A 23,462-nucleotide genomic window follows, 5' to 3' on the forward strand; every position below is an offset into this window, starting at 1 on the left:
ACATTTAAAGTTACGCCTGACGACCATAGCAAGCGTGAACCACCTGATCCCATGCCGAACTCAGCAGTGAAACCGCTTCGCGCCGATGGTAGTGTGGGGTCTCCCCATGCGAGAGTAGGTCATCGTCAGGCACTTATTTAGCGAAGCCCCGGCCGTTTGGTCGGGGCTTTGTGTTTAGGGGTCTCCCCATGAAGAGTATCGGAGCGCCGACCGGGTAACCGTCAGGTACTTATTTAGAAAAGCCCCGAGCACAGTGTGTTCGGGGCTTTTTGTTGCGCGGAAGAAAATAAATAACGCAGCATAAGTGATATCATGCGGGCCAATTAATTAGGCGGCTATCACCGTTGGTGATGGACATAATCGAGGTGAAGTGGTGAGTGAAATAGTACCCACGTCGTGGCTAGTTTACTGCCGTCCAGGGTTCGAAAGCGATGCCCTGGCAGAAATGCAGTATCACGCAGCACTACATGACGTGATCTGTGAGCCGTCTTACGGCGAGGGTTGGGTAAGCTTAACGCGAGTCGATGGCGAGCCGGTGAATGATTTGCACCGCCACGCAGCGTTTAAGAAACTAATTTTCGCACGTCAAAGCCTGGCTGCTTTACCTGCCCTCACTCTGTCACGTGATGATCGCCTTACCGCTATATTGGAGCAGGTTAAAGCCAGCCGCTGGAATTTCGAACAGATTTGGCACGAAACGCCGGATACCAATGACGGTAAAGCGCTGGTCGGGCTGATCAAAGCGCTTACAAAACCGTTGGAAAGTATGCTGAAAAAGCGTGGGGCTTTAAGGCGTAGCGCGGGCGCACGACGCTTACATATTTTCTGGACTGACGGTGATAAAGTTCAGCTGGCGATGAGCTTCCCAGGCAATCGTAGCGATCTAATTAATGGCATTCGACGTCTTCGTTCCCCATCACGAGCTCCCAGCCGTTCAACGCTTAAGTTAGAAGAGGCGTGGCATGAGTTTATACCGCGAGAAGAATGGGACAAACGCCTAGCGGACAACATGCAGGCGGCTGACTTGGGGGCGGCACCCGGAGGCTGGACATGGCAGTTAGTCCAGCGAGGGATGTATGTATATGCGATCGACAATGGTCCCATGGATTCACAGCTGATGCGAACGGGGCAAATTGATCATCTAAAAGCAGATGGCTTCACTTGGGAGCCGCCGCAGCGTTTGGATTGGCTGGTCTGCGACATTGTTGATAAACCCGTGCGTGTGCTAGCCATGGTTGAGCGATGGTTGATTCGAAAGTGGTGCAGAGAAGCTATTTTTAACCTTAAGTTACCCATGAAAAAACGCTGGGAAGAGGTATCACGTTGTTTGGCAATGTTAGAGAGTTCGTTATCCGAAGCAAACGTGTCTGCAGACATTGCGTGTCGTCATCTTTATCATGATCGTGAAGAGGTGACCGTACATGTAAGATTGAAGCACTAAGCTTAATAGCTGGCTTCATAAATTCGGATTGTTTCTTCTTCTGTTAAAAGCGGTAGAATTTGCTGCATTGCGTTGGCCCGCGCTTCGCTATGATGCCATTCATTCCAAGCGCGTAGGTTGCGCCATTTGGTAATCATTAAACGACGGTCAGTGTGGCCAAGTTCAACAAGGCTCTCGCCGCCGACAAAGCCGCGAGCGCCTAATGAAACACGCATGGCTTCACGAGCGGCTTGTTCATATTCTTCTTCAAGACCGGGCATAATACGCCGTTCAATGATGATTTTGATCATAGATTAAGTCTCAGCTCTGAGGGTATCGATGTCTGACATTATAAAGGATGCGCCACACTATGATGTGCTACTGGATACCAGTGGCCTTTATTGTCCTGAACCGATTATGCTGATGCATAATAAAGTCCGTGATATGGCTTCTGGCGATGTACTAAAGGTCATTGCTACAGACTCTGCTACTACTCGCGATGTGCCTAAATTTTGCCAGTTTCTAGGCCATGAATTGCTGCAGCAATATTCAGAGTCTGACCAGTATTGGTATTTTATACGTTTGGCATAGATGTTGTTAAGTCAACACGGGTTACCTTGATAACCCGTGCGATTCCTTATTCCTGCGGCAAAACTACAATGGCTAGTGCGTCAAGAGTGGCTGGGTCTTCCTCTAAAATGCGATTGGCAATATGGCGCTGAAAAAAGTAGACGCTTTGATGTATCGACTTTGCGCTGTACAGGCAGTCATCTCCCAACAAGATAGGTGTCATTTTGGCTTTATCTTCATCAGCAAGCAGGGCATCAATGCTGCCATCGCTATACAACCGCCAGCCGTAAACAGGCTTCATCTGCCATGGGCTATCGGGCCGGTTCATGCATAACGCATGAGTGCCTAACGTATCGGGTAATTGCTGGATAAGTGTGATGCCACCAGAGGATTCGTATTCAAAATATTCAGCGGCGGAGGCAAGCTCATCGGCTTTATGGTCGGGTGGGACGTCGAAAATTTCTTCCGTTTCAGGATCTCTATAGCCAATAAATCGACCGTCTTCATAGCGGTGAAGCTCGTGACAATCGGTTAGCTGTTCCATCCAGGGCACTAACCCAACGACGTGGCCGTCTTCTCTAAGTCCCCATGCAAGCAGGGGCATCCCGTAGTAGCTGTCCGGATCCGACGCCAACTGATATACCATTTCCAATCCATCCAGCTCTGGCGCTAAACGCACAAGCGTTTTACGCGCCTGATGACGCTGACGTACAGAATCCAGGTCGATGACCTGGGCAGAGCGGGGTGACAGGGGTGCGCCCATAGTGTCCCTCCTTCATGCTGCGTGGCCACGACATTGGCAAATCAGTGAGTTTCTGTTTGCCGCATATCTCACCAATAGCACAGGTTGGCCTGAAGGTTAAGGGAAAATTAGCGTTTTAATCAGTCGCGCAATGGGCAAACCGGGATCTGGCACGGTCGTGGGTATCTATCGCCGCTTGAAACTGCTGCCAGGGTGAATTGCGCGCCGCCAATGATAGCCACGTTGACTGATACGCTTGCAGAGCCTCTGGCGCAACGATGGGGTGGCGATTGATTAAGTTATTAACGGCGGTTAACCAGCGTTTGGCGGAGTGAGAAAACGTGGTTAAGCGTTGCTGATCCCACATCGGTAAGCACGTCTCGTTCGGCGCGGCGTATTGATTTAGATATTCGCTAGCGTCGTTAAGCCGCTGAGTCGCTAGCATAAGCGTGCGCAGTATTTCGGCGGTTAAAGGGCGTGCCCGAAGCGTGTTTAGGTGTTGCTCCAGCCTCGATGAATCTTGGTGCCACGCAAGGCTGAATTGATGCTCAACCATTTGCTGTAAGTAATGCACTGCGTCTAGCTGAGACTCAATATCCGGCATAGCACCGATCTTCAAAGGGTGGCTGGCCCGAGCAAAACTGGCGATCCATTCATCTGAGTCAAATAGTGCATTCCAACTGACATAGGGCAGTTGAGACGTTTTAGTACCCGTTAAGCGTCGCAGTCGTTCGCGGCTTTCTTCACTTAATTCCTTGGGAACATTGCTTGTCCAGCAGAGCGTCAAGCGCTGCCAAAGTGTCCTTTCATATAGCCATTGCTGACTGGGCGGGGCCACTTTGCCTAGTTGATTATTGCGAGCAGCCACCAAGGATGTGATATCACATTCTCGCAATGCGTAGATGTTTAGTAGCGAGTCTCGTGTTTCGTCGATATCGAACAAGCGTGCTTTGCGAGCAGGGAATTCGCCAATGTTAGGCGGTGATTGTCTCTCAATACTTCCATCGTCTAACGCGTTTTCCAATTGTTGGTAGTAAGCCGACCAAGGCTCTTCTGCTTGGTGCTTATCACCGCAGCCCAGCAGTGTTAATGGCAATAGCCACTGAGCCAATACCCGAAAATATCGCTTCATCTTACATCCTGAGTACTGATGTACCGTCGACTGATAGCGTGCAGGCGCCAAGCCAGTAGTAAAGCGGCGGTGCTTAAACCGGCAATTAAGCCAATCCAATAACCATGAACGCCTAGTGGGCCGAAGGCACTTCCAGCGCCTCGTGAACCTAGCCAGTGGCCTCCTCCAAGGCCCACCAGCCAATAAGAGAGTACTGTAATCACCATTACGACACGGGTATCTTTATAGCCTCTAAGAGCGCCCGCCAAATTCACTTGAAGCGAATCGGAAAGTTGAAAAATCGCCGCTAGCGCCACAATCGAGAGTGCTAGGGTTTGTATGGCTTGATTAGATGTGTAGAGCGTGATGACTGGGGCTGCTGTTGTCCAAAGGAGTAGGCTATTAAATGCGGCGACAACGACACTAATCACAATACCGTTCCAGGCTACGCAGCGGGCCTGGCTCATGCGTTGTTGCCCGAGCGTATTACCTACACGCACAGTAAGCGCCATGCTAAGTGACATGGGCAGCATAAACAGGATGGAGGTATAACTAAGCGCCACTTGGTGCGCGCCGACGGTGACTTCGCCAAAGCTGGCGATAAATAACGCGATAAGTGTGAATAAAGTGACTTCAACGAAAATTGCCACGCCGATGGGTACACCAACAATCAGTAGCTCCTGTATGCCATGCCACTTGGGGAGCGTCAAACGTTGCCATAACGCAATGCCTTGATATTGGTGGGTACGGTGTGTGTAAAAAGCCATCGCGATCGCCATGACCCACATGGAAAGCGCGGTGGCGATGCCACACCCCAGCGCGCCCCAAGCAGGCAGCTGTTGCACTGCACTAGGTAGCCAGGGTCCCAGTAGACTGACCAAACCGTCGCCGCCGTAAATCAGCAGATAGTTGGCAGGTATGTTGACTGTTAAGCCGATTAGACTGATCCATAGGGCAGGTCGTGTATGGTTCATGCCATCCGAAAAAGCCCTAAGCGCCTGAAAAAGTGCAATGCCAGGCATGCCAAACGCCACTGCTGAAAGGTAGGCAGCGGACGAGTTGGCTACCTGACGGGGCGCCTCCATTAAGTCAAAAATAGGCAGTACCGTTACCCAAAGCAGCAGTGCTGCCATCAGACCCAGTGCGATTGCCACCCAAAGCGCCTGATGCACGGCCGGGCGAATAGCGTTGTGGCGTTGCCCACCCAGCAGGTGCGCAACGATTGGGGTTAGCCCCATCAGCGTGCCGGTCATAAACAGCATTAACGGCATCCACAGGCTAGAGCCGACCGATACAGCCGCCAACGAGGTGGCGTTGTGGCGACCTGTCATCATCACATCCACCACGCTCATGCCCGCCTGGGCGAGCTGTGCACCACAGATAGGCAGGGCGAGACGGACAAGTTGGCGCGTTTCTAACCAGTAAATAGAATTGAATTTATCAAACACACGACCCACGCAGTAACTCCTGAGCAATGCGGCCCTCAAAGCACACTAGATTAGCAGGTATACTGAACCAAATTATGATGTTGATGAGGCTAATGTGAGTAACAGGCAACCGCAATGGACGCTCGAAGAGGTGACGGCATTATTCGACGGCGTTTTTTTCGAACGTTATCAAACCCGCTTAGTGAGAGGTGGTGATGAGCCGTTGTATCGCCCTGCCGATGATCAAACGCCTTATCATCAAATTATTTTTGCTCATGGCTTTTTCGCCAGTGCTTTACACGAAATTAGCCATTGGTGTATCGCAGGCGCGGAACGGCGGCGACAAGAAGACTATGGTTACTGGTACTTGCCTGATGGTCGGAATGCCGAACAGCAGCGAGCGTTTGAACAGTCAGAGATAGCCCCGCAAGCATTAGAGTCACTGTTTGCTGAGGCGTGTGGGCGTGAATTTCATGTCAGCGTTGATAACCTCGGCGGCGATGCGGCAGTTGATCGTGATGCCTTTCAAAAGCGAGTGATGGCCCGGGCAAAACGCTACGAACGTGAAGGCTTGCCTCTGCGGGCCAACGCCTTTCGTCATGTCTTACGCGCGTACTATCAACAGGGGCTAGCGCGTGAGGTTGCACTCGCTCAAGGGCTTGAAAAGTTGAAACGCAAACAACTATGTTGAGAGGTTGTGTTTATAGTAAGACCTGAAAAGCGAGCGACATGCTGTCTTTAGACTGCATGGCCGGGACTAGCGCTTCGAACTCAGCACCCGCATATATCGCAAATTGAACTGTGTCATCAGCGTATCTCCCCGAGCGCTTTTTGAATATCCGCCATCGTCTCGTACTTTCGGCTGGGTAAGTCGTTTACTACGTCGATAATTTCATCCGCTGCATGGTTGGCCTTGGTTTGCTTTATCAAGTCGGCTTTGCGGCAGGGAAAATCGACCCCCTTGAGTGCCTTGGCGATGCCAGCCGCTGATGCTGTGCCCGAGGCCGCCTTACCGCCGCGCACACCGCCCTTGCTGCGATCGCTTGCCGGCTCCTTGGCCTCTGGCTGCATCTCAGGCTCTGTGAGCTTTCCATCCTTTAAGGCTTCGGTAGGCCACTCGCGTTCTTTCAAGCCTAGCGTTTTAAATAGGGCCGGCTTGCCAGAAATGGAGCATTGCTCTTCGCTTAGGTCGTCATGCGCACCGATAAGTAGAAGCTGGGCGTTCTCGTAGTCGAGCAGCTTGCTATCATCGATCTCTATCCAGCGTTTGTCGGCAAACTTCTCCTCCAGTCGCTTAGGGTAATCCGGCTTGGCATCGGGAAAACCGGGTACATCAAGGGAGGGGTTGCGTACCGATATGATATAGCTTGCCTCGGCAAGAATCCCTAGCGTTGACTGTGCTTTTCCTGGGCTTTTCGGATTAGAAAGCCGATACGCTAGGCGAGAGTTGCTGTCCCGCATGAAGAGTGCATAGCGACCCTCTCCGGCGGGAATAGCTTCGCCCTGCTCCTGTTCGCCTTCAGTCTTGGTTTCGTACTCGAGGGGAGCGAGTGCCTCGCCGATCTCTTTCGGCTTACCCGTCATATCGTTCATTATCCACTCGCGTGAGGTGGATTTGGGCTTGCCCTTAATGATCTCGGGCATGCGCTTTTTACCTACCAGAAACAGGCGAGCGGTAGCTTTGTCGTCCGGCGCCAGCACAACGTGAAGGCGCTGAACATCATCAAGGTTCTGGATCCTTTGCGTATTTACCTTGGGCCGATAAAAGAAATAGATATCGCCTTTCTCAACATAATCCGTCATTTGTCACCTCCTGTGTCAGCATGGCTATGTCGTTAAAACCGTGCCCTCAAAACTGTGCTCAAACACAAGCTACCTTGTTAATTAGCAGAGGTTTTTTTTGATAAGCAAATGTAGACGATTTGTTGCTAAAGCTGACCAATGATAAAACCTACGCGTCTTCTGACAGACGTTGATGCAAAGACAGCATGACTTCCAATTCATGCTCGGGGCGCATTGGCTCTAACCCTAATTCACCAAACGTTTCTCGACGTTGGCGATGCCATTCACTAGGCGTGATAGAGGGATAGAGAACCGATGCCGGGGCTAGCTCGACAAAAGGGTCCAGCCCATAGGTGTCAAAGAGGCGCGCCAATGCCGCTTCATCATCGCCGTTATCACTGGTATACAGCGTAGCGGAGAAGTGGTCGTTCTCAAGCTCTCGGATCACCTCGAGCGGGCTAACCCCCAAGCTCTCCAGTTCTTCGATACTGTAGGCACCCATCGCATTGGTATCTTCTTTGATCCAGCTATCGTCGGGCTGAATCAATGTTTGTTTAACACGCCCATCGGTTAGCGACCAGGCAATGGCTAGGGGTAGGCCATCATCTTCGCCTGTCTCAATGGCAATAAACCCTGGATAATCGGCCACGCTACTACTCCTTTACAGTTTCCGTGGGAAGACGGAAAAATCGTTGGGCGGTCTGTGTGGTTGCAGCCCCCATATCAGCTTCGCTGATGCCACGGCACTCGGCAATCTCTCTCACTATCCAAGGTAGCAGGGCGGGTTCGTGGCGCCGTCCTTTTAACTTTGCCGGTAGGTTACGCGGTAGCAGATAAGGGCAGTCGGTTTCTACCAACAGGCGGTCAAGCGGAATTTCACTGACCAGCGGGCGTAAATGATGCCCACGCCGTTCGTCACAGATCCAACCCGTCAAGCCTATATGCAAGTCTAGATCGAGATAACCAAATAGCGTATCCCGATCAGCGGTAAAACAATGCACGACCGCCTGGCTGATATCGTCCCGCCATGCATTCAGTATTTCGCGCATTCGTTGCCCGGCGTCGCGCTCATGAATAAATAGTGGTAAACCGCTTTCCGACGCCAGGAGGAGCTGGGCTTCAAAGGCCTTTTCCTGTTCCTGGGGTGTCGAGAAGTTACGATTAAAATCCAAACCACACTCGCCTACGGCGACGACCTCTGGCTTTGCATGCAGCGTGGCCAGCTTGCCTGCCACATTGTCGTTCCACTGACGCGCATCATGAGGGTGTATCCCGGCGGTGGCGTAGAGGCCTGGGTAGCGCTGTGCGAGCAAAATTGCTTGCTCAGCGTGCGCAATGTCGGTGCCGGTGACGATCATCGTTGACACCTGCGCTGCCTGAGCACGCTGAATAACCGCTTCAAGGTCGCGGCCAAAGCTGTCGTGCGTCAAGTTCGCGCCGATGTCGACCAACGGCACGTTTGGGCGAAACTGTAAGGCCTCGGGTAAAAACTCGTCCACGTAAGCGCTAGCCAAAGGTCACTCCCTTCCAAAATCGTAAAGCGGTATTGTAACGGTCTGCGTAGGTATCGACTAATTGTGTGGGATGAGAAATGGTGATCGACAACAGGAGATAAGCATGCGATTGGATAACGTGGTGATTGTAGGTGGGGCGCGTACCCCAATCGGTGGTTTTGGTGGGTCGCTCTCCACACTGGCACCGTTTGAGCTAGGTGCGATTACCGCCAGAGAAGCCTTGCGGCGCGCGGGTGTTAACGGGGGGAATATTGATCACTCGGTCTATGGCCACATTATTACGACGGGCCCGCAGGATGCGTATTTGGCGCGGCACATCGCCCTGGAATCCGGTGTTCCTAACGAAGCAGGGGCGTTTAACGTCAATCGGTTGTGTGGTTCAGGCGTGCAGGCCGTGCTGTCGGCGGCCCAACAGATCGTGTTGGGTGATAGCCGCTTAGCCTTAGCGGGTGGGGCGGAATCCATGTCCCGGGGAGCTTACCTGCTGCCGCCTCAAGCGCGTAATGGCATGCGCATGGGCGACATGAGCGTTGATGACCTTACGCTGGGGATCCTCAGCGATCCGTTTGGCAGCGGCCATATGGGCTGCACCGCGGAGAACATCGCAAAGCAGTATGGCTTAACCCGTGAGCAGCTCGATCAATTCGCCTTGGAAAGCCACCAAAAGGCGGCCCGGGCAATTGCCGAGGGTCGTTTTGAGGCACAGATTGTGCCTGTCGAGGTTCGTCAGGGTAAGCAAACCAATATCGTCTCGCGGGATGAACACGTACGCGATGGCGTCCAGCTTGGCGACTTGGCTCGGCTTAAGCCCGCGTTTCAAAAAGACGGTGTAGTGACGGCAGGTAATGCGTCGGGCATTAACGACGGGGCGGCGACGTTAGTGCTGGCGCATGCTGATGAGGCCAAGCAGCGTGGTTTATCCCCCCGGGCGCGGCTTCGCGTCGCCACCACGGCAGGGGTTGGGCCCTCGCTGATGGGGTTGGGGCCGATTCCTGCCGTTAAACGCTGCTTGCAACAGGCGGGGCTTAGCATCAACGACATCGATGTGATTGAATCAAATGAAGCCTTTGCGGCCCAAGCCATGGTTGTCGCGGATTCTCTTGGCTTTCCGCTAGAAAAACTCAATCCTAACGGCGGCGCGGTGGCCTTGGGGCATCCAGTTGGGGCCACCGGGGCGATACTGATTCTTAAAGCGCTGCATGTATTGGAACGCGTCAACGGTGGCTACGGATTGATCACGCTGTGCATCGGTGGTGGGCAGGGAATCGCCCTGCTTATCGAGCGCTGCTAGTCAGTTTGATTTCAATAAATCATGCTCAAAGTCAATCTGTCCCTGGCACTCATGCAGCAAGACGGTGCGGGCCATCATTGGCGACTCCCTTCAAGAGAGAATAATGAACGTTGCCCGCCGAGTACGCGCATGCGTTACACTGTGCGCCTCATCAAGAAGGAGGACACTGCGTGACCCTGTTACGACTCGAACAGCTGCAACTTGCCTACGGCACCCAGGTATTGCTCGACCGCGCCGATCTCACGGTTGAGAGAGGCGAGCGGCTGGCGTTAGTCGGGCGCAATGGCACCGGTAAGTCCACTTTGCTGAAATTGGTCGCCGGTGAGATCCAGGCAGACGACGGTTCAATCTGGCGCGCGCCGGGTTTAAAGATTGGCGTGTTAGCCCAGGAGCTGCCCGACTCCTCAGGGATGACAATTTTTGACATGGTAGCGCAAGGGCTGCCCGAGGCCGGGGAGCTACTTTCCGAATATCATCATTTGATTAACGATCCCGATCCGAACATGAACCGCATGGCGACCTTACAAACTCGCCTGGAAGCGATTGATGGCTGGTCATTCCATCATCGGATCGACGTTGTACTGACCCGGCTAGGGCTGCCTCCTGAAGCCGAAATGAGCGCGCTCTCCGGTGGTTGGCGGCGTCGCGTGGCGTTGGCCCGTGCGCTGGTCGCTGAGCCCGACCTGTTGCTTCTTGATGAGCCGACCAACCACCTGGACCTGGATACGATCGCCTGGCTTGAGGAACAGCTGCTGGCGTTTAACGGTGCGGTGTTATTGATTACCCACGACCGGGCATTCCTCTCTAAGCTGGCCACTAATATCTTGGAATTGGACCGGGGCAAGCTGGGTCGCTATCCCGGCAATTACATTGACTACCAGGCGCGTAAACAACATGAGCTGGAGGTGGAAGCCCGGGAAAACGCCGAGTTCGATAAAAAGCTGGCGCAGGAAGAAGTCTGGATTCGGCAAGGCATCAAAGCGCGCCGGACGCGTAACGAAGGCCGGGTCAGGGCGCTTGAGGCCATGCGTAATGAGCGCAGTCAGCGCCGCGAACGTCAGGGCACCGCTAATCTGGCGGTGGACAGCGGCGAACGTACTGGCAAGCGCGTCGTCAAGCTTAAAGGTGTGACCCAGCGATTCGGCAATGACACCATTATCCGTGACTTGAACCTTGAGGTGATGCGTGGCGACCGGATCGGCTTCCTGGGGCGTAACGGCGCAGGCAAAACAACGCTACTCAAGATATTGCTTGGTGAGATTGAGCCCACGGAAGGCACTGTCCAACTGGGCACCAACTTGAAGGTGGCTTACTTTGACCAGCTACGCGCGGGGCTTGAGTTAGAAAAAACCGTATACGATAACGTGGCGCAGGGGAGTGACCGCGTCAGCGTGGGCGGCAAAGATCGTCACGTGATGAGTTATCTACAAGATTTTCTGTTTACACCTGACCGCGTACGCCAGCCCGTGAAAGCGCTTTCGGGCGGGGAGTCCAATCGACTGTTGTTGGCTAAACTCTTTACCCAGCCGGCCAATGTGCTGGTGCTTGACGAGCCAACCAATGATTTGGACATGGAAACTCTGGAGCTGCTTGAAGAGCTACTGCTCAACTTTGAGGGCACGCTGCTGCTGGTATCTCACGACCGGACGTTCATGGATAACGTGGTCACCAGTATGCTGGCGTTTGAAGGTGAGGGCGTGGTGCGCGAATACGTGGGCGGCTATACCGACTGGATTCGTCAGGGAGGAAAGCTGCCACCAGCGCCCTGGGAAGGAGCTGCTAGGCAAAATACTGAGCCAACTTCAGAGGCACCTAAAGAAAAGCAAAGCTCCACTTCGGTGGCCTCGGCAAATAAGCCGGTAAAATTATCCTATAAGCTGCAGCGTGAGCTGGATGCGCTACCCGCTGAGATAGAGCAGCTGGAAAGCGACGTCGAGGCACTGGAGCAGGAAGCTGCCGATCCGGCGTTCTATCAGCAGGAAGCCAGTGCTGTGACGGCCAAGCTGCAAGCGTTAGAGCAGGCACAGGAGGCTTTGGAAGTGGCCATGGAGCGTTGGATGGCGCTTGAAGCCATGGCCAGCGGTGAGTAGGCGTCATATTGAAGGTGCCGGCGTTACTGGCACCTTCAATGTCATCGGGAATTATTCGTCGCTTTTTTCGCCTTTCTTGCCTACGCGAACCGCCAGCACGTCGCACTGCGCGCCGTGCAGTACACCGGTCGAGGTAGAGCCTAACAGCAAGGCAAACCCATGACGCCCGTGAGAGCCTACGACAATCAAGTCGACTCCATGCTCCTCGGCAAAGCGGTGGATTTCTGTATCCGGCATGCCCACCACCACGTGTTGATCTGCCTCAGCAACGTGGGGAGCCGCGATGTCGGCTAGACGTTTCTTGGCGTGATCATCCAGCTGGTCCTGAATGCTGGTCAAATCCATCGGTATATCGCCGCCGTAGGCGAAACCGAGCGGTTCAAGCGTATGCATAATGGAAATTTTGGCACGGTCATTGCGTTCAGCAATTGCAACGGCGCGCTCCAAAATTTTATGAGAATCCTTGGTCAAGTCGACGGCAACCAAAATATGGTGATAGCTCATGGCGTATCTCCTCAGTGAGTAACAAGCAGTATTCTCTGTCTAATGCCCTCTACTTTAAGTGGCGTGCCTTATCTTAACAACGACCTAGGTCATGGTTTTTATGCGCTCTGGATTCAAGTGTGGCTTAGTTTGAAGGAAATGTAGAAATGGAATGGTTAATTATTGTCTTTATTATGCTGTTTGTGTTGGCGCCGGTTATGTGGCTTAAGCCAAGCTCACGGCAAAAAAGAACCATGGCAATGCGCCTGCATGCCAGTCGTAAAGGGGTAACGATAAAAGAGGAAAAACCGCCGCTTCACGCGTTTAGAGGCACCATGCCCGCTTATCGTTGGCTCTATCCCCAGCAGCAGCCTGGGCCTGATTTTGTGCTTGTCCGCGACCAGCATGCCAGCCAGGAACTCGAGCCCTATTATGCTGGCTGGCGTTGGCGCATCGCGCCGCTAAGGCCTATTCCGACCAACGCTGAAGCGCCACTTAAGGCGCTGTTAGAACGTTTGCCGCTGGATGCGTTGGTGCTTGAGTCGACGCCTAATTCACTGACGCTTTGGTGGTGGGAATCGCAGAATGCGACGCGCTTTGATACCTATTTGGATGATTTTAATCAACTGCGCGATCAACTGTCAGGGCAGGCGGATCGACTCCCTCATGAGCCCCTGTCAGGAAACCGCCTCCTGTAAATCCCGTGCTTGAATGGCGAGGCCATTTTTTTCAATGCGTTCTAGCCATTCGCCTAGTTGGTCTAAATCCGCCTCTGAAAGGCCCTCAAACATTTCTTTTCGGGCCTCCTTGGCCACACTGTCGATTTGCTCAAGCAATGGCATAGCGGCGGCCGTCAGGTAGATACGTTTACTGCGGCGGTCGCTATCACAAGCGCGACGCTCCACCAGCCCTTGTTCTTCCAGTTGGCTAAGGGTGCGTACCAGCGAAGGGGCTTCGACGCCTATTGCGCGGGCTAGATCGCACTGAGGTTGGCCGTCGCCCAGACGCCAGAGATGATAAAGCGTCACCCAACGCGTTTGCGTGAGCCCCAGCGGGGCTAAACGTCGGTCCAATATCGAACGCCACAGATGAGGCAGGCGAGCAATGCGAAAACCAATTGATGATGCCATGATCAGCTAGTTACCAGTCAAAATGAATAGATGGATTGTCATAATCTCGAGCGCTGAATGCAAGACACGATGATCATTCCTCGTCGTTTTGGTCAGCGTCGCGATCACGACCGGCAATAAAACGTTGAAGATTCAACCGACTCAAGCCTGCTGGGCGAATTTGACTGTCGGCTATCGTTGCCTTCTCGGCGTCTTCGCTAACGGTAAAGCGAATCAGGCCTAACCGCTGGCCACTATCCGTCATAATATCCACGCGCCATTGACCGCTTGGATCGTCGGGAAAGTTCAGCTTGTGACTCCATGCGCGGTAGCCCTCTTCCCGGCCTCCGTTAATATCCAGGTCGACGACGTCCAAAGGCTCGCCATTGTGATGCCAAACATGAGAAATCGTTTCACTCAGGCCCCGTGGCGCGCGAATGGCCGTGTAGGCATATAGGCCATCCTCTTTGATTGCCTGAGGGGTTAAGGCGCTTGATCCGCTGGGCGCTCGCTGTTGAATATTCAATGCGGGTGAAAGCGCACTACCGGTCATCCACAAGCTGGCCGGTGGCACCCAAACGCGACCAAACCAAGCCAAACCCGCCAATAACAACATCATTGCTAGTAACGAGAACCAACCACTAAACGAACGTTGCTTTAGCAGGTGCCAAAAGCTTGGCAATGCTACGACCACTGTCGTCGCAATGGCCAACAATAAGCTCTGCCCAGTGGTTAGATGCAGCATGATAGGCAGCGTGACAAGCACCACCAAAAATACGCACAGCGCATGGAATAGAAAGTAGAGGCTGCGCCAGCGGTCGGCAATCTTGAAGTAGATGGGGTCGATAATCGATAGCACCGCCATCGCCACCACTAATAGGGCAAATAGGCTTTGCCCACTGTTCCAAACGGTGGTGATTAAAATAAATGGCAATGTGAAAAACAACGTTTCCTGGTGGATCATTTGGGCAATAAACGCAGCAACTCCTTTGGGGAGCGTTGGATATCCGCGGTTAGCGAGCCAGCGGCCCACTAAACTTTCTGAGAGTAGCAATAGCCAAGCGAACACCAGTCCCAGCGCTAGCACTGCGCCTAACCATTGCTGCCGATCCACGAGAAAGAAGCTACCTAAGCCTGCCGCAAACGCCAAGGGAGGCCATAGCCAAGTCCAAGGTTTTAAACGAATGACGAGTCGTTCAACGAACGATTGTAGTTTGGCGATGCGCGCCTGTGTGAGCAGCGTGCCCATAACAAAATAACCCAGGTGATCAAGGAGCCATGATCCTAACAGTCTGAACGCATAGCGGGGAGCGCTGGTCGAAGAAGTTTACATAATTAGCCGAAAGTCAGGGCTTGACGTTCTTGGGTAACTCAACCAAGCTTACGCAATCAAACGACCGTATGAAATGCGTGGCGTGTCCCAGTGCATGGGCCAGCCCGAACTTGTGGAGAGAGCGCGGATGATCTATCAAGGCAACGCCATCACGGTGGAGCGTCGTGACACCCAAGGTGGCAATGACATCGCAATGCTCACTTTCGATTTGAAAGATGAGTCCGTCAATAAACTGTCCAGCGCCGTAATAACAGAGCTGGCAGACGCGGTAAAAGCACTTCAGGGCGAAAGTGGTTTGCAAGGGTTAGTGATTGGCAGTGCCAAAGAGGCCTTTATCGTCGGTGCCGACATTACCGAATTTCACAGCCTGTTTGATAAAGGTGAAGAGTACCTAGTGGAAATGAACCTCAAGGTACACGATATTTTTAATGCCATTGAAGACCTGCCTTTTCCCACCGTAGCGGCGATTAACGGCTTGGCGCTGGGCGGCGGTTGTGAAGTGCTGCTGACCGCCGATTTTCGCGTGATGAGCGAGAAAGCCAAAATTGGCCTTCCGGAAACCAAACTGGGCATCCTGCCAGGCTGGGGCGGTTGCGTGCGGCTGCCACGCCTTATCGGTGCGGATAACGCAATCGAATGGATTGCTGGTGGCACTGAAAACCGTGCCGACGCTGCGCTAAAGGTTGGCGCGGTAGATGCCGTTGTCGCCCATGAACTGCTTGAAAGCGCTGCGCTGGATATACTTGATCGCGCCAACAGCGGTGAACTTGACTACCAGACACGTCGTGAGGAAAAGACAAGCCCGCTGAAACTCAACGCCATTGAGCAGATGATGGCATTTGAAACCGCCAAGGGCTATGTGGCGGGCAAGGCAGGGCCGCATTACCCCGCGCCCGTTGAAGCCATCAAAGTGATTCAGAAGGGCGCGGGTGAGACCCGTAGCCGGGCTCAAGCAATCGAGGCAAAGGCCTTTGCCAAGCTGGCACTCAGCAGCGTAGCGTTTAATCTTGTCGGCCTGTTCTTGAATGACCAAGTGGTCAAGAAAAAAGGCAGCAAGTACGAAAAACAAGCACAACCGGTGAAGCAGACCGCGGTGTTGGGCGCGGGTATCATGGGCGGCGGTATCGCCTATCAAAGTGCCTCGAAAGGCACGCCCATCCTGATGAAAGATATCAAAGACGATGCCATCGAACTGGGCCTCAAAGAAGCGCGCAAGCTATTTGCCAAGCAGGTTGAGCGTAACAAGCTGACCACCGAGCAGATGGCCGAGAAGCTCACCAATATCCGCCCCACGCTGTCTTACGGTGATTTCGGTAACGTCGACCTGGTTGTCGAAGCGGTCGTCGAGAATCCGAAAGTCAAAGACGCTGTGCTTACGGAGGTCGAGGGGATGGTGGGTGAAAACACCATTCTTACCTCTAATACCTCGACAATTTCGATCAACCGACTGGCGCAGAACCTCAAGCGTCCGGAAAACTTCTGCGGCATGCACTTCTTTAACCCAGTGCATCGCATGCCACTTGTTGAAGTGATTCGCGGTGAGAAAACCTCAGACGCCGCCGTGGCTGCCACGGTCGCCTACGCACGTGCCATGGGTAAAACCCCTATCGTGGTTAACGACTGCCCTGGTTTCTTGGTCAACCGCGTACTGTTCCCCTATTTTGGTGGCTTTAGCTTCCTGGTAGAGCAGGGCGCTGACTTTCAGCACGTTGACAAGGTGATGGAGAAGTTTGGCTGGCCGATGGGCCCTGCGTACCTGCTGGATGTGGTCGGCATGGATACGGCGGTGCACGCCAATGAGGTCATGGCCGAAGGTTTTCCTGATCGCATGGCCCGCGATGGCAAAACCGCGATCCAGGTGATGTACGACAACGAGCGTCTTGGCCAGAAGAACGACAAGGGCTTCTACGCCTACGAAGAAGATAAAAAGGGTAAGCCCAAGAAGGTCAGCGACGATCAGGCTTATGCGCTAGTAAAAGACGTGGTCAAAGAGCAGAAAGCGTTTTCCGACGACGACATCATCGCCCGCATGATGGTGCCGCTGTGCCTGGAGACTGTTCGCTGCCTGGAAGACGGGATTGTCGAGACGCCCGCTGAAGCCGACATGGCGCTGATTTACGGCATTGGTTTCCCGCCGTTCCGCGGTGGCGCACTGCGCTACATCGACGCCATGGGCGTGGCCGAATTCGTCAAGTTGGCCGAAGGCTTGGCCGAGGAGCTGGGGCCTCTCTACGCGCCTACTGAGAAGCTGCGTCAAATGGCTGAAAAAAATGAATCTTTCTATGCCGCTGGCGCCCAGGCCTAAGTCACCACGTACAGGAGAAATATGATGAGTTTGAATCCGAGAGATATCGTGGTGGTCGACGCCGTACGCACCGCCATGGCAAAAGCCAAGAACGGCGCGTTTCGTCACGTGCGGGCAGAAAATCTATCAGCGGCCGCCATGCAGGCATTGTTTCAGCGCAATGCCAACCTGGATGCCTCAGAAGTCGACGATGTGATCTGGGGCTGTGTGAACCAGACGCTTGAGCAGTCGATGAACATTGCGCGCAACGCCGCCATCATGACCGGCATTCCTCGCTCGGTACCGGCACAGACCGTTAACCGTTTGTGCGGCTCTTCAATGAGCGCGCTGCACATCGCAGCGGCCAATATCAAAGCCGGTATGGGTGATTTCTACATCATCGGCGGCGTCGAGCATATGGAACACGTGCCGATGACCCACGGTGTTGATGTTAACCCCGCGGCCAGCAAGCACGCCGCGAAGGCTGCCATGATGATGGGCTTGACCGCAGAGCTGCTGGGCAAGATGCATGGTGTCTCCCGCGAGGATCAGGACAAGTTCGGCGTGCGCTCGCACCAGCGTGCCCAGGCGGCGATGGAAAAAGGCTATTTTGACAACGAGATCATCGGCGTTGAAGGTCACGACCAGCAAGGCTTTAAAGTCATGGTTAAAAACGACGAAGTGATTCGTCCGGATGCCAGCCTGGAGTCAATGGCTAACCTTAAGCCGGTGTTTGACCCGCGCAACGGTACCGTGACTGCAGGCACGTCTTCTGCGCTGTCGGTAGGCGCCTCGGCGATGGCGGTGATGAGCTATGAGCGTGCCCAGGCATTAGGGCTTGAACCCATCGCCAAAGTGCTGTCTACCGGCGTTGCCGGGTGCGATGCGTCGATTATGGGGTATGGCCCGGTGCCTGCTTCCAAAAAAGCCCTAAAAGCCGCTGGTCTATCCGCGACCGATATTCAGACAGTGGAACTGAATGAGGCGTTTGCTGCGCAGGGCATTCCCGTGCTTAAAGATCTGGGCTTCCTGGACGCGATGGACGAGAAGGTCAACCTACACGGCGGCGCCATTGCGCTAGGCCACCCGCTGGGTTGCTCGGGGTCGCGTATCTGTACCACGCTGCTTAACGTCATGCAGCAGCGCGACACCACGCTGGGGCTTGCCACCATGTGTATTGGTATGGGGCAGGGGGTTGCGACGGTGTTTGAGCGTTTGAAGTAAGCATCGCTTAAGTAAGAAAGTAAAAACGGCACCTCTCGGGGTGCCGTTTTCATGTCCGCAGCGTTATTTGAGACGTGGCCTTACTCTGTTTGAAAAGCCGTGCGGTGGAAGTCCGCCGCCGCTTGGACTTCGGCAATACCGCAGGTATCGGGCACCGGCACCGTGTTGCCCGCCAATACCGCAAGGACAGCTCGCGTGCCGTTGGCCAGCGATTCCAGGTTATAGCCGCCTTCTAGCACGAAGACCAAGCGGCCATCGCAGTGCTGTTCCGCAAGTTGTTGTAAAAAGCCGGTTAACGCTCCAAAGCCTTCATAGGAAACATTCAGCGCTAAATCGTGCCAGTGCGGGTCAAATCCGGCGGAGACGAGAATAATGTCCGGCTGAAACCACTCGGCCGCCGGTGCCAGGATGTCGCGAAATGCCTTGAGGAATGCCTCGTCGCCTGCACCCGCGGGCAGCGGGACATTGATGGTGGTGCCTTCACCCAGCCCGGCACCGACTTCTTCCAGATGTCCCGAGCCTGGATAAAAAGGTGCGGCGCGGTGTATATCGAAAAACATCACATTGGGTTCGGCCCAAAAAATATCCTGGGTGCCGTTGCCGTGGTGAGCATCCCAATCAACGATCAACACTTTCTCGCAGCCTAATGCGCTGCGCGCATGGGCTGCTGCGACGGCGACATTGTTAAATAAACAGAAGCCTCGTGCACGAACCGGTTCAGCATGATGGCCAGGCGGCCTTATGAGGGCAAATGCGCTCTTGGTGCGTTTTCCCATGACGGCTTCGACGGCGGCAATCGCCGTTCCGGCGGCGACTTCCGCTGCATCGACGCTGCCGGGTGAGACCGCTGTGGTATCCACATCCAGCCAGGCATTTTTACCCCTTAAGCTAAAAATGTCGCTCAGATAGGAGGTCGTGTGTACCCGGGCTAACTGTTCATGAGTGGCGGCTTTTCCACCCTCGATGATGAGTCCTTCAATGGGTGATTTTTGAAGCAGCTGTTGAATAGCGCCTAGCCGCCCTGGATGTTCCGGGTATTTCCACGGAACGGGCAGTCCGTCGAGTAGGTGGCGTATCCGCTTATCGATCCGATCAGGTAAAAAATCGGCGTCGATGTTAGGTTCGTGGGCAAGAACGCGATCATCATAAAATGCGATGACGTTGTGCATAATAGCTACCTGAAATACATGCGTTGGCTGATAGCAAGTGCACGAGTGGTATGAGGTGTTACCTCACACGACAGGCGCATGCTTTTTTACAGTAAGGCAGGCTTAGCGGCGTTATACAATGCCATTTTCCAGGCTAAGCGCTAAATACAGGCTCAACTCTTCCACCTGCGTTACAAAATCATCCTGCCAATCTCCTTGTAGAATAAGCGGCTCCTGGGCCCACCGCCAGCGCAGCCCGGTTACAATGCTTTCAACCGCTCGCCGCGTGCCGGTACCGTCGAGCCCGGCACGAATATAAAGCGCGCAAGGCAGGCCCTGTTTTTCCTCCAATACGCCGTAGTAGCTGCGGTCGAAAAAGTCTTTGAGTGCACCGCTCATGTACCCCAGGTTTTCTGTGGTGCCTAGTAAAATGCCATCACAGGCCATTACATCGTCTGGCCCGGCCTCAAAAGGTGTCTTGACCACGCAGCGCACGTTTTCAAGGTCGGCATGCGTCGCGCCACGGTAAGCCGCGTCGCAAAGCGTCTGTGTGTTGGGCGAAGGCGTATGAGCAACGATGAGCAGCTGTTTCATGAGAGATAGCCTGCGGGGTTGAGGTTTGCGTCGTATAAGTGACGTGCCACACTAGCTAATAGCTTAGCCAAGAGAGCCTATATGCCGACAAACGCCATGATCAACGTGTATTACGATGCGATTTGCCCAGGCTGTCGCAAAGATCGACGGCGTTTTGAGCGCTGGGCGGGCAAGCGTGCAAACGATATTGCTTGGTGTGATGTGACCGAGCACCAAGCGCAACTGCGGGAAAAGGGGATATCCCCCGAAGCCGCTTTACGCTCATTACATATCGAGCATGCCAATGGTCGTATTATTGAAGGTATTGATGCCTATCGATTACTCATGCAGCGTATACCGTTATTGTACCCCGCCGCGTGGCTAATCGGATTGCCGGGAGTTAAGCACGCACTACGTCGTTATTACGACCACTGGGTGAAGCAGCGCTTGAAGCGTGAAGGACGCTGGCCTCCTCAATAACTCAGTTCACCGCATCGCTCGCCTGACTGTCAGGCCACATTGACAGCGCGGCACTTTTCTACAAGTCTTTTGACACCTCTTCACTAGATGATTAAGGAGAAAAATATGGCGTTTGCCCTATCCTCAATGCTCGTCACCAGTAGCGCCTTTGCCAACCATCAGGCGATCCCCGATAGGCATGCTGCCGAGCATGAAGACGTATCGCCGGCGCTTGCATGGCAGGGTGCTCCGGAAGGCACCAAAGGCTTTGCCGTTGTTTGCCACGACCCTGATGCACCGCTGGTCAAAGAAGGCACCTACGGGTTTGTTCACTGGGTACTTTACAATCTGCCGGGTGATCTCAACGAGCTAAGCGAAAATACCGCGCTAGGCACTGCGGGCACCAATGATTTCGGTAAGCGAGGTTATGGTGGCCCCATGCCTCCGGAAGGCCACGGCAATCATTACTACTATTTTTGGGTGCTAGCGCTTGATCATCAAACGGCCCTACCCGAAGGGCTGACGCTGGCAGAGCTGCTACGCGAAGTTGAGCCGCACCTGCTAGGCATGAATCGCCTGGTTGGCACCTACCAACGCAACTAATACCCCCGCACGACTGGAGCATTTCATTCAGTCCGTGTAGGCTCCATTGCTGTCTTGTTTAAACCCGCGAACCCTCTCGCGGGTTTTTTGTGCTCAGCAACTTGATAGTTTTTTCAAATGATAATGATTGGCTTTTTTGATGTCATCGGCAGCGAACGTGCCACGAAATAACGCAATTTGATAAGGATTTTGCTTAAGGGCTTCACATCAATTTTATACAGGACTAAAATGGTCCCCAATTAAACGGATAGGCCAAATGCAACGGCTAATGGGAGTCGACATGCTTAAGCTTTCTCGGCTGACAGACTACGCCGCTGTGGTGATGGCGCAAATTGCCCGTCAGCCACAAGCATCGCATGCGGCGGCTGATCTGGCCGAAGCGGTTCAGTTGCCTCACCCCACGGTGAGCAAAACGCTCAAAATGCTCGTTAAAGCAGGACTTCTTGAGTCACAACGTGGCGCCCAGGGAGGCTACCGGCTTGCTCGGCCTGCCTCCCACATCACGGCGGCCGATATTATTTCAGCGATTGAAGGGCCTGTGGCAATGACCGAATGCAGCCAGGCGGAAGGTGACTGCGAGCTTGTTGCTACCTGTGGCGTGGCGGATAACTGGCAGCGGGTGTCTCTCGCGATTCGTACGCTGCTTGAAAGTGTGACGCTTGCACATTTGGCCGACACCACACCGATCAAGCTACCCGTACAGCTACCTATTCAAAGTATAAGTCTATCGGCAGTGACTGCATAACCAGCATGACCGATACAGGCACTTATCTCTTATTGACGGCGAGCTAACCTCGCCACCCAACTGCCCGGAGGGTATGACCATGGCAACCGAAGAAATGGAACAGTTGGTTCGTCGCGATTACAAAGAAGGCTTTGTAACAGATATTGAAAGCGACACCCTGCCACCTGGCCTGGATGAAAACACCATCGCCTTTATTTCCAAAAAGAAAGGCGAGCCGGAGTGGATGCTGGAGTGGCGTTTGGAGGCGTTCCACAAGTGGCAGGAAATGAAAGAGCCGTCCTGGGCGCATCTCGATTATCCGCCGATCGATTACCAGTCGATCTCCTACTTCAGTGCGCCAAAGCGTCCTGAGGACCGTCCTCAGAGCCTTGACGAAGTCGACCCCAAGCTGCTTGAGACCTACGAAAAGCTGGGTATCCCTTTGCATGAGCGCGCCGCCTTGGCAGGTGTTGCGGTGGACGCGGTCTTCGACTCGGTGTCGGTGGCCACCACCTTCAAGAAGCAGCTCGGCGAAGCCGGCGTCATCTTCTGTTCGATCTCCGAAGCGATCCGTGACTACCCGGAACTGGTCAAACAGTATTTGGGTACCGTGGTGCCACAGAACGATAACTACTTTGCGGCGTTGAACTCTGCGGTGTTTACCGATGGGTCGTTTGTTTTCGTGCCGGAAGGCGTGACCTGCCCGATGGAGCTTTCGACCTACTTCCGGATCAACGCCGCCAATACCGGCCAGTTCGAGCGTACTTTGATCATCTGTGAGAGCCGTGCCCAGGTGTCTTACCTAGAAGGCTGCACCGCGCCCATGCGTGATGAGAACCAACTGCACGCGGCGGTGGTTGAGCTTGTGGCGCTTGATGATGCCTATATCAAGTATTCCACGGTGCAGAACTGGTACCCAGGCGATGAAGACGGCAAGGGCGGTATCTACAACTTCGTGACCAAGCGTGGCGAGTGCCGCGGTGCGCGTTCGCGGATCAGTTGGACCCAGGTTGAAACCGGCTCGGCGATTACCTGGAAATACCCGTCCTGCATCCTGCGCGGCAAGGATAGTATCGGCGAGTTCTACTCGGTCGCCGTTACCAACGGTCGCCAGCAGGCCGACACCGGCACCAAGATGATCCACGTCGGTGAGGGCACGCGCTCGTATATCGTGGCCAAAGGCATCTCCGCTGGCAGGAGCGACCAGTCTTACCGCGGCTTGGTGAAGATCGGCCCCCGCGCCAAGGGTGCCCGCAATTTCACCCAGTGCGACTCGCTGCTGATCGGTGACAAGTGCGGCGCGCATACCTTCCCGTATCAGGAGATAGGTAATAGCACGGCCAAAATCGAGCACGAGGCGACCACGTCCAAAATTGGTGAAGATCAACTGTTCTATTGCCAGAGCCGGGGTATCACCGAGGAAGACGCGGTCAGCATGATCGTCAATGGCTTCTGTAAGGATGTATTCCAGGAGTTGCCAATGGAGTTCGCGGTCGAGGCTGAAGCGCTCCTGAACGTAACCTTGGAAGGCGCGGTGGGCTAATTGCTCCCGCACAACACCAGATAACTTTTATG

General features: G+C 54.1%; 24 protein-coding genes and 1 rRNA gene. 13 read left to right on the forward strand and 12 right to left on the reverse strand.

Annotated elements, in window-relative coordinates:
- The first annotated feature begins 15 nt into the window (after positions 1–15).
- Both rrf and rlmM read left to right on the forward strand, forming a co-directional pair.
- Positions 16–131 (forward strand): 5S ribosomal RNA (gene rrf / locus GA0071314_RS06910).
- Positions 132–370: 239 nt separating this feature from the next.
- Positions 371–1,441 carry a 23S rRNA (cytidine(2498)-2'-O)-methyltransferase RlmM gene (gene rlmM, locus GA0071314_RS06915; RefSeq protein WP_172822095.1) on the forward strand — a complete coding sequence of 357 codons (1,071 nt, stop codon included), beginning with the start codon at positions 371–373 and terminating at the stop codon, positions 1,439–1,441.
- Positions 1,442–1,443: 2 nt separating this feature from the next.
- Here rlmM and GA0071314_RS06920 read toward each other — a convergent pair whose 3' ends face one another.
- Positions 1,444–1,731, reverse strand: coding sequence for an antibiotic biosynthesis monooxygenase family protein (locus GA0071314_RS06920; protein ID WP_074395956.1), 288 nt, complete (start codon positions 1,729–1,731; stop codon positions 1,444–1,446).
- A gap of 28 nt (positions 1,732–1,759) precedes the next feature.
- Here GA0071314_RS06920 and tusA point away from each other — a divergent pair, with 28 nt between their 5' ends.
- A complete protein-coding gene (gene tusA, locus GA0071314_RS06925; protein WP_074395957.1) occupies positions 1,760–2,011 on the forward strand; it encodes a sulfurtransferase TusA in 252 nt (83 codons plus the stop codon).
- Between the two features lie 46 nt (positions 2,012–2,057).
- Here tusA and GA0071314_RS06930 read toward each other — a convergent pair whose 3' ends face one another.
- The 3 genes from GA0071314_RS06930 to GA0071314_RS06940 all read right to left on the reverse strand — a co-directional run bounded on the left by GA0071314_RS06930 (position 2,058) and on the right by GA0071314_RS06940 (position 5,300).
- On the reverse strand, positions 2,058–2,753 hold the full coding sequence (locus GA0071314_RS06930; RefSeq protein ID WP_074395958.1) for a hypothetical protein: 696 nt from the start codon (positions 2,751–2,753) through the stop codon (positions 2,058–2,060).
- Between the two features lie 115 nt (positions 2,754–2,868).
- On the reverse strand, positions 2,869–3,864 hold the full coding sequence (locus tag GA0071314_RS06935; protein WP_074395959.1) for a DUF3080 family protein: 996 nt from the start codon (positions 3,862–3,864) through the stop codon (positions 2,869–2,871).
- Positions 3,861–5,300, reverse strand: a complete 1,440-nt coding sequence (locus GA0071314_RS06940) for an MATE family efflux transporter (RefSeq protein WP_074395960.1) — start codon at positions 5,298–5,300, stop codon at positions 3,861–3,863. Before GA0071314_RS06940 ends, GA0071314_RS06935 begins: the two co-directional genes overlap by 4 nt.
- An 85-nt stretch (positions 5,301–5,385) precedes the next feature.
- Here GA0071314_RS06940 and GA0071314_RS06945 point away from each other — a divergent pair, with 85 nt between their 5' ends.
- Positions 5,386–5,961, forward strand: a complete 576-nt coding sequence (locus GA0071314_RS06945) for an elongation factor P hydroxylase (RefSeq protein WP_074395961.1) — start codon at positions 5,386–5,388, stop codon at positions 5,959–5,961.
- Between the two features lie 116 nt (positions 5,962–6,077).
- Here GA0071314_RS06945 and GA0071314_RS19325 read toward each other — a convergent pair whose 3' ends face one another.
- The 3 genes from GA0071314_RS19325 to GA0071314_RS06960 form a co-directional block, all read right to left on the reverse strand.
- Positions 6,078–7,073 carry a DUF2795 domain-containing protein gene (locus GA0071314_RS19325; protein WP_082934212.1) on the reverse strand — a complete coding sequence of 332 codons (996 nt, stop codon included), beginning with the start codon at positions 7,071–7,073 and terminating at the stop codon, positions 6,078–6,080.
- 148 nt (positions 7,074–7,221) lie between these two features.
- Positions 7,222–7,701 (reverse strand): hypothetical protein, encoded by a 480-nt coding sequence (locus tag GA0071314_RS06955; RefSeq protein ID WP_074395962.1) that lies wholly within the window; start codon positions 7,699–7,701, stop codon positions 7,222–7,224.
- Between the two features lie 4 nt (positions 7,702–7,705).
- Positions 7,706–8,566, reverse strand: a complete 861-nt coding sequence (locus GA0071314_RS06960; protein WP_074395963.1) for a TatD family hydrolase — start codon at positions 8,564–8,566, stop codon at positions 7,706–7,708.
- 103 nt (positions 8,567–8,669) lie between these two features.
- Here GA0071314_RS06960 and GA0071314_RS06965 point away from each other — a divergent pair, with 103 nt between their 5' ends.
- A complete protein-coding gene (locus GA0071314_RS06965; protein WP_074395964.1) occupies positions 8,670–9,857 on the forward strand; it encodes an acetyl-CoA C-acyltransferase in 1,188 nt (395 codons plus the stop codon).
- Positions 9,858–10,027: 170 nt separating this feature from the next.
- Positions 10,028–11,947 carry an ATP-binding cassette domain-containing protein gene (locus GA0071314_RS06970; RefSeq protein ID WP_074395965.1) on the forward strand — a complete coding sequence of 640 codons (1,920 nt, stop codon included), beginning with the start codon at positions 10,028–10,030 and terminating at the stop codon, positions 11,945–11,947.
- Between the two features lie 51 nt (positions 11,948–11,998).
- On the opposite strand, the gene GA0071314_RS06975 is transcribed toward GA0071314_RS06970, so the two are convergent.
- Positions 11,999–12,451: a universal stress protein gene (locus tag GA0071314_RS06975; RefSeq protein ID WP_074395966.1), complete on the reverse strand. Its 453-nt coding sequence runs from the start codon at positions 12,449–12,451 to the stop codon at positions 11,999–12,001.
- Between the two features lie 146 nt (positions 12,452–12,597).
- Between GA0071314_RS06975 and GA0071314_RS06980 the strand changes: the two genes are divergently transcribed.
- Positions 12,598–13,128, forward strand: coding sequence for a preprotein translocase subunit YajC (locus GA0071314_RS06980; protein WP_074395967.1), 531 nt, complete (start codon positions 12,598–12,600; stop codon positions 13,126–13,128).
- On the opposite strand, the gene slyA is transcribed toward GA0071314_RS06980, so the two are convergent.
- Both slyA and GA0071314_RS06990 read right to left on the reverse strand, forming a co-directional pair.
- Entirely contained in the window at positions 13,108–13,560 is a 453-nt protein-coding gene (gene slyA / locus GA0071314_RS06985; protein ID WP_074395968.1) for a transcriptional regulator SlyA, read from the reverse strand. The genes GA0071314_RS06980 and slyA overlap by 21 nt on opposite strands.
- A gap of 73 nt (positions 13,561–13,633) precedes the next feature.
- Positions 13,634–14,788: a DUF5924 family protein gene (locus GA0071314_RS06990; protein ID WP_074395969.1), complete on the reverse strand. Its 1,155-nt coding sequence runs from the start codon at positions 14,786–14,788 to the stop codon at positions 13,634–13,636.
- 211 nt (positions 14,789–14,999) lie between these two features.
- Here GA0071314_RS06990 and fadB point away from each other — a divergent pair, with 211 nt between their 5' ends.
- Positions 15,000–17,177 carry a fatty acid oxidation complex subunit alpha FadB gene (fadB, locus tag GA0071314_RS06995; RefSeq protein WP_074395970.1) on the forward strand — a complete coding sequence of 726 codons (2,178 nt, stop codon included), beginning with the start codon at positions 15,000–15,002 and terminating at the stop codon, positions 17,175–17,177.
- 24 nt (positions 17,178–17,201) lie between these two features.
- A complete protein-coding gene (fadA, locus tag GA0071314_RS07000) occupies positions 17,202–18,380 on the forward strand; it encodes an acetyl-CoA C-acyltransferase FadA (protein ID WP_082934213.1) in 1,179 nt (392 codons plus the stop codon).
- An 80-nt stretch (positions 18,381–18,460) separates the two neighbouring features.
- Here fadA and GA0071314_RS07005 read toward each other — a convergent pair whose 3' ends face one another.
- Together GA0071314_RS07005 and GA0071314_RS07010 are read right to left on the reverse strand one after the other, a co-directional pair.
- Entirely contained in the window at positions 18,461–19,549 is a 1,089-nt protein-coding gene (locus tag GA0071314_RS07005) for a histone deacetylase family protein (protein ID WP_074395972.1), read from the reverse strand.
- A 111-nt stretch (positions 19,550–19,660) separates the two neighbouring features.
- Positions 19,661–20,122: a flavodoxin family protein gene (locus GA0071314_RS07010; protein ID WP_074395973.1), complete on the reverse strand. Its 462-nt coding sequence runs from the start codon at positions 20,120–20,122 to the stop codon at positions 19,661–19,663.
- A gap of 81 nt (positions 20,123–20,203) precedes the next feature.
- Here GA0071314_RS07010 and GA0071314_RS07015 point away from each other — a divergent pair, with 81 nt between their 5' ends.
- The 4 genes from GA0071314_RS07015 to sufB all read left to right on the forward strand — a co-directional run bounded on the left by GA0071314_RS07015 (position 20,204) and on the right by sufB (position 23,430).
- Complete coding sequence (locus GA0071314_RS07015; protein WP_074395974.1) at positions 20,204–20,581, forward strand: thiol-disulfide oxidoreductase DCC family protein; 378 nt, start codon at positions 20,204–20,206, stop codon at positions 20,579–20,581.
- Positions 20,582–20,686: 105 nt separating this feature from the next.
- On the forward strand, positions 20,687–21,163 hold the full coding sequence (locus tag GA0071314_RS07020; RefSeq protein WP_074395975.1) for a YbhB/YbcL family Raf kinase inhibitor-like protein: 477 nt from the start codon (positions 20,687–20,689) through the stop codon (positions 21,161–21,163).
- A 280-nt stretch (positions 21,164–21,443) separates the two neighbouring features.
- Positions 21,444–21,908 carry an SUF system Fe-S cluster assembly regulator gene (locus GA0071314_RS07025; RefSeq protein ID WP_074395976.1) on the forward strand — a complete coding sequence of 155 codons (465 nt, stop codon included), beginning with the start codon at positions 21,444–21,446 and terminating at the stop codon, positions 21,906–21,908.
- Positions 21,909–21,987: 79 nt separating this feature from the next.
- Positions 21,988–23,430: a Fe-S cluster assembly protein SufB gene (gene sufB, locus GA0071314_RS07030; protein ID WP_074398463.1), complete on the forward strand. Its 1,443-nt coding sequence runs from the start codon at positions 21,988–21,990 to the stop codon at positions 23,428–23,430.
- Positions 23,431–23,462 lie beyond the last annotated feature (32 nt).

It is taken from the genome of Halomonas sp. HL-93, from assembly GCF_900086985.1.
Classification (GTDB): domain Bacteria; phylum Pseudomonadota; class Gammaproteobacteria; order Pseudomonadales; family Halomonadaceae; genus Vreelandella.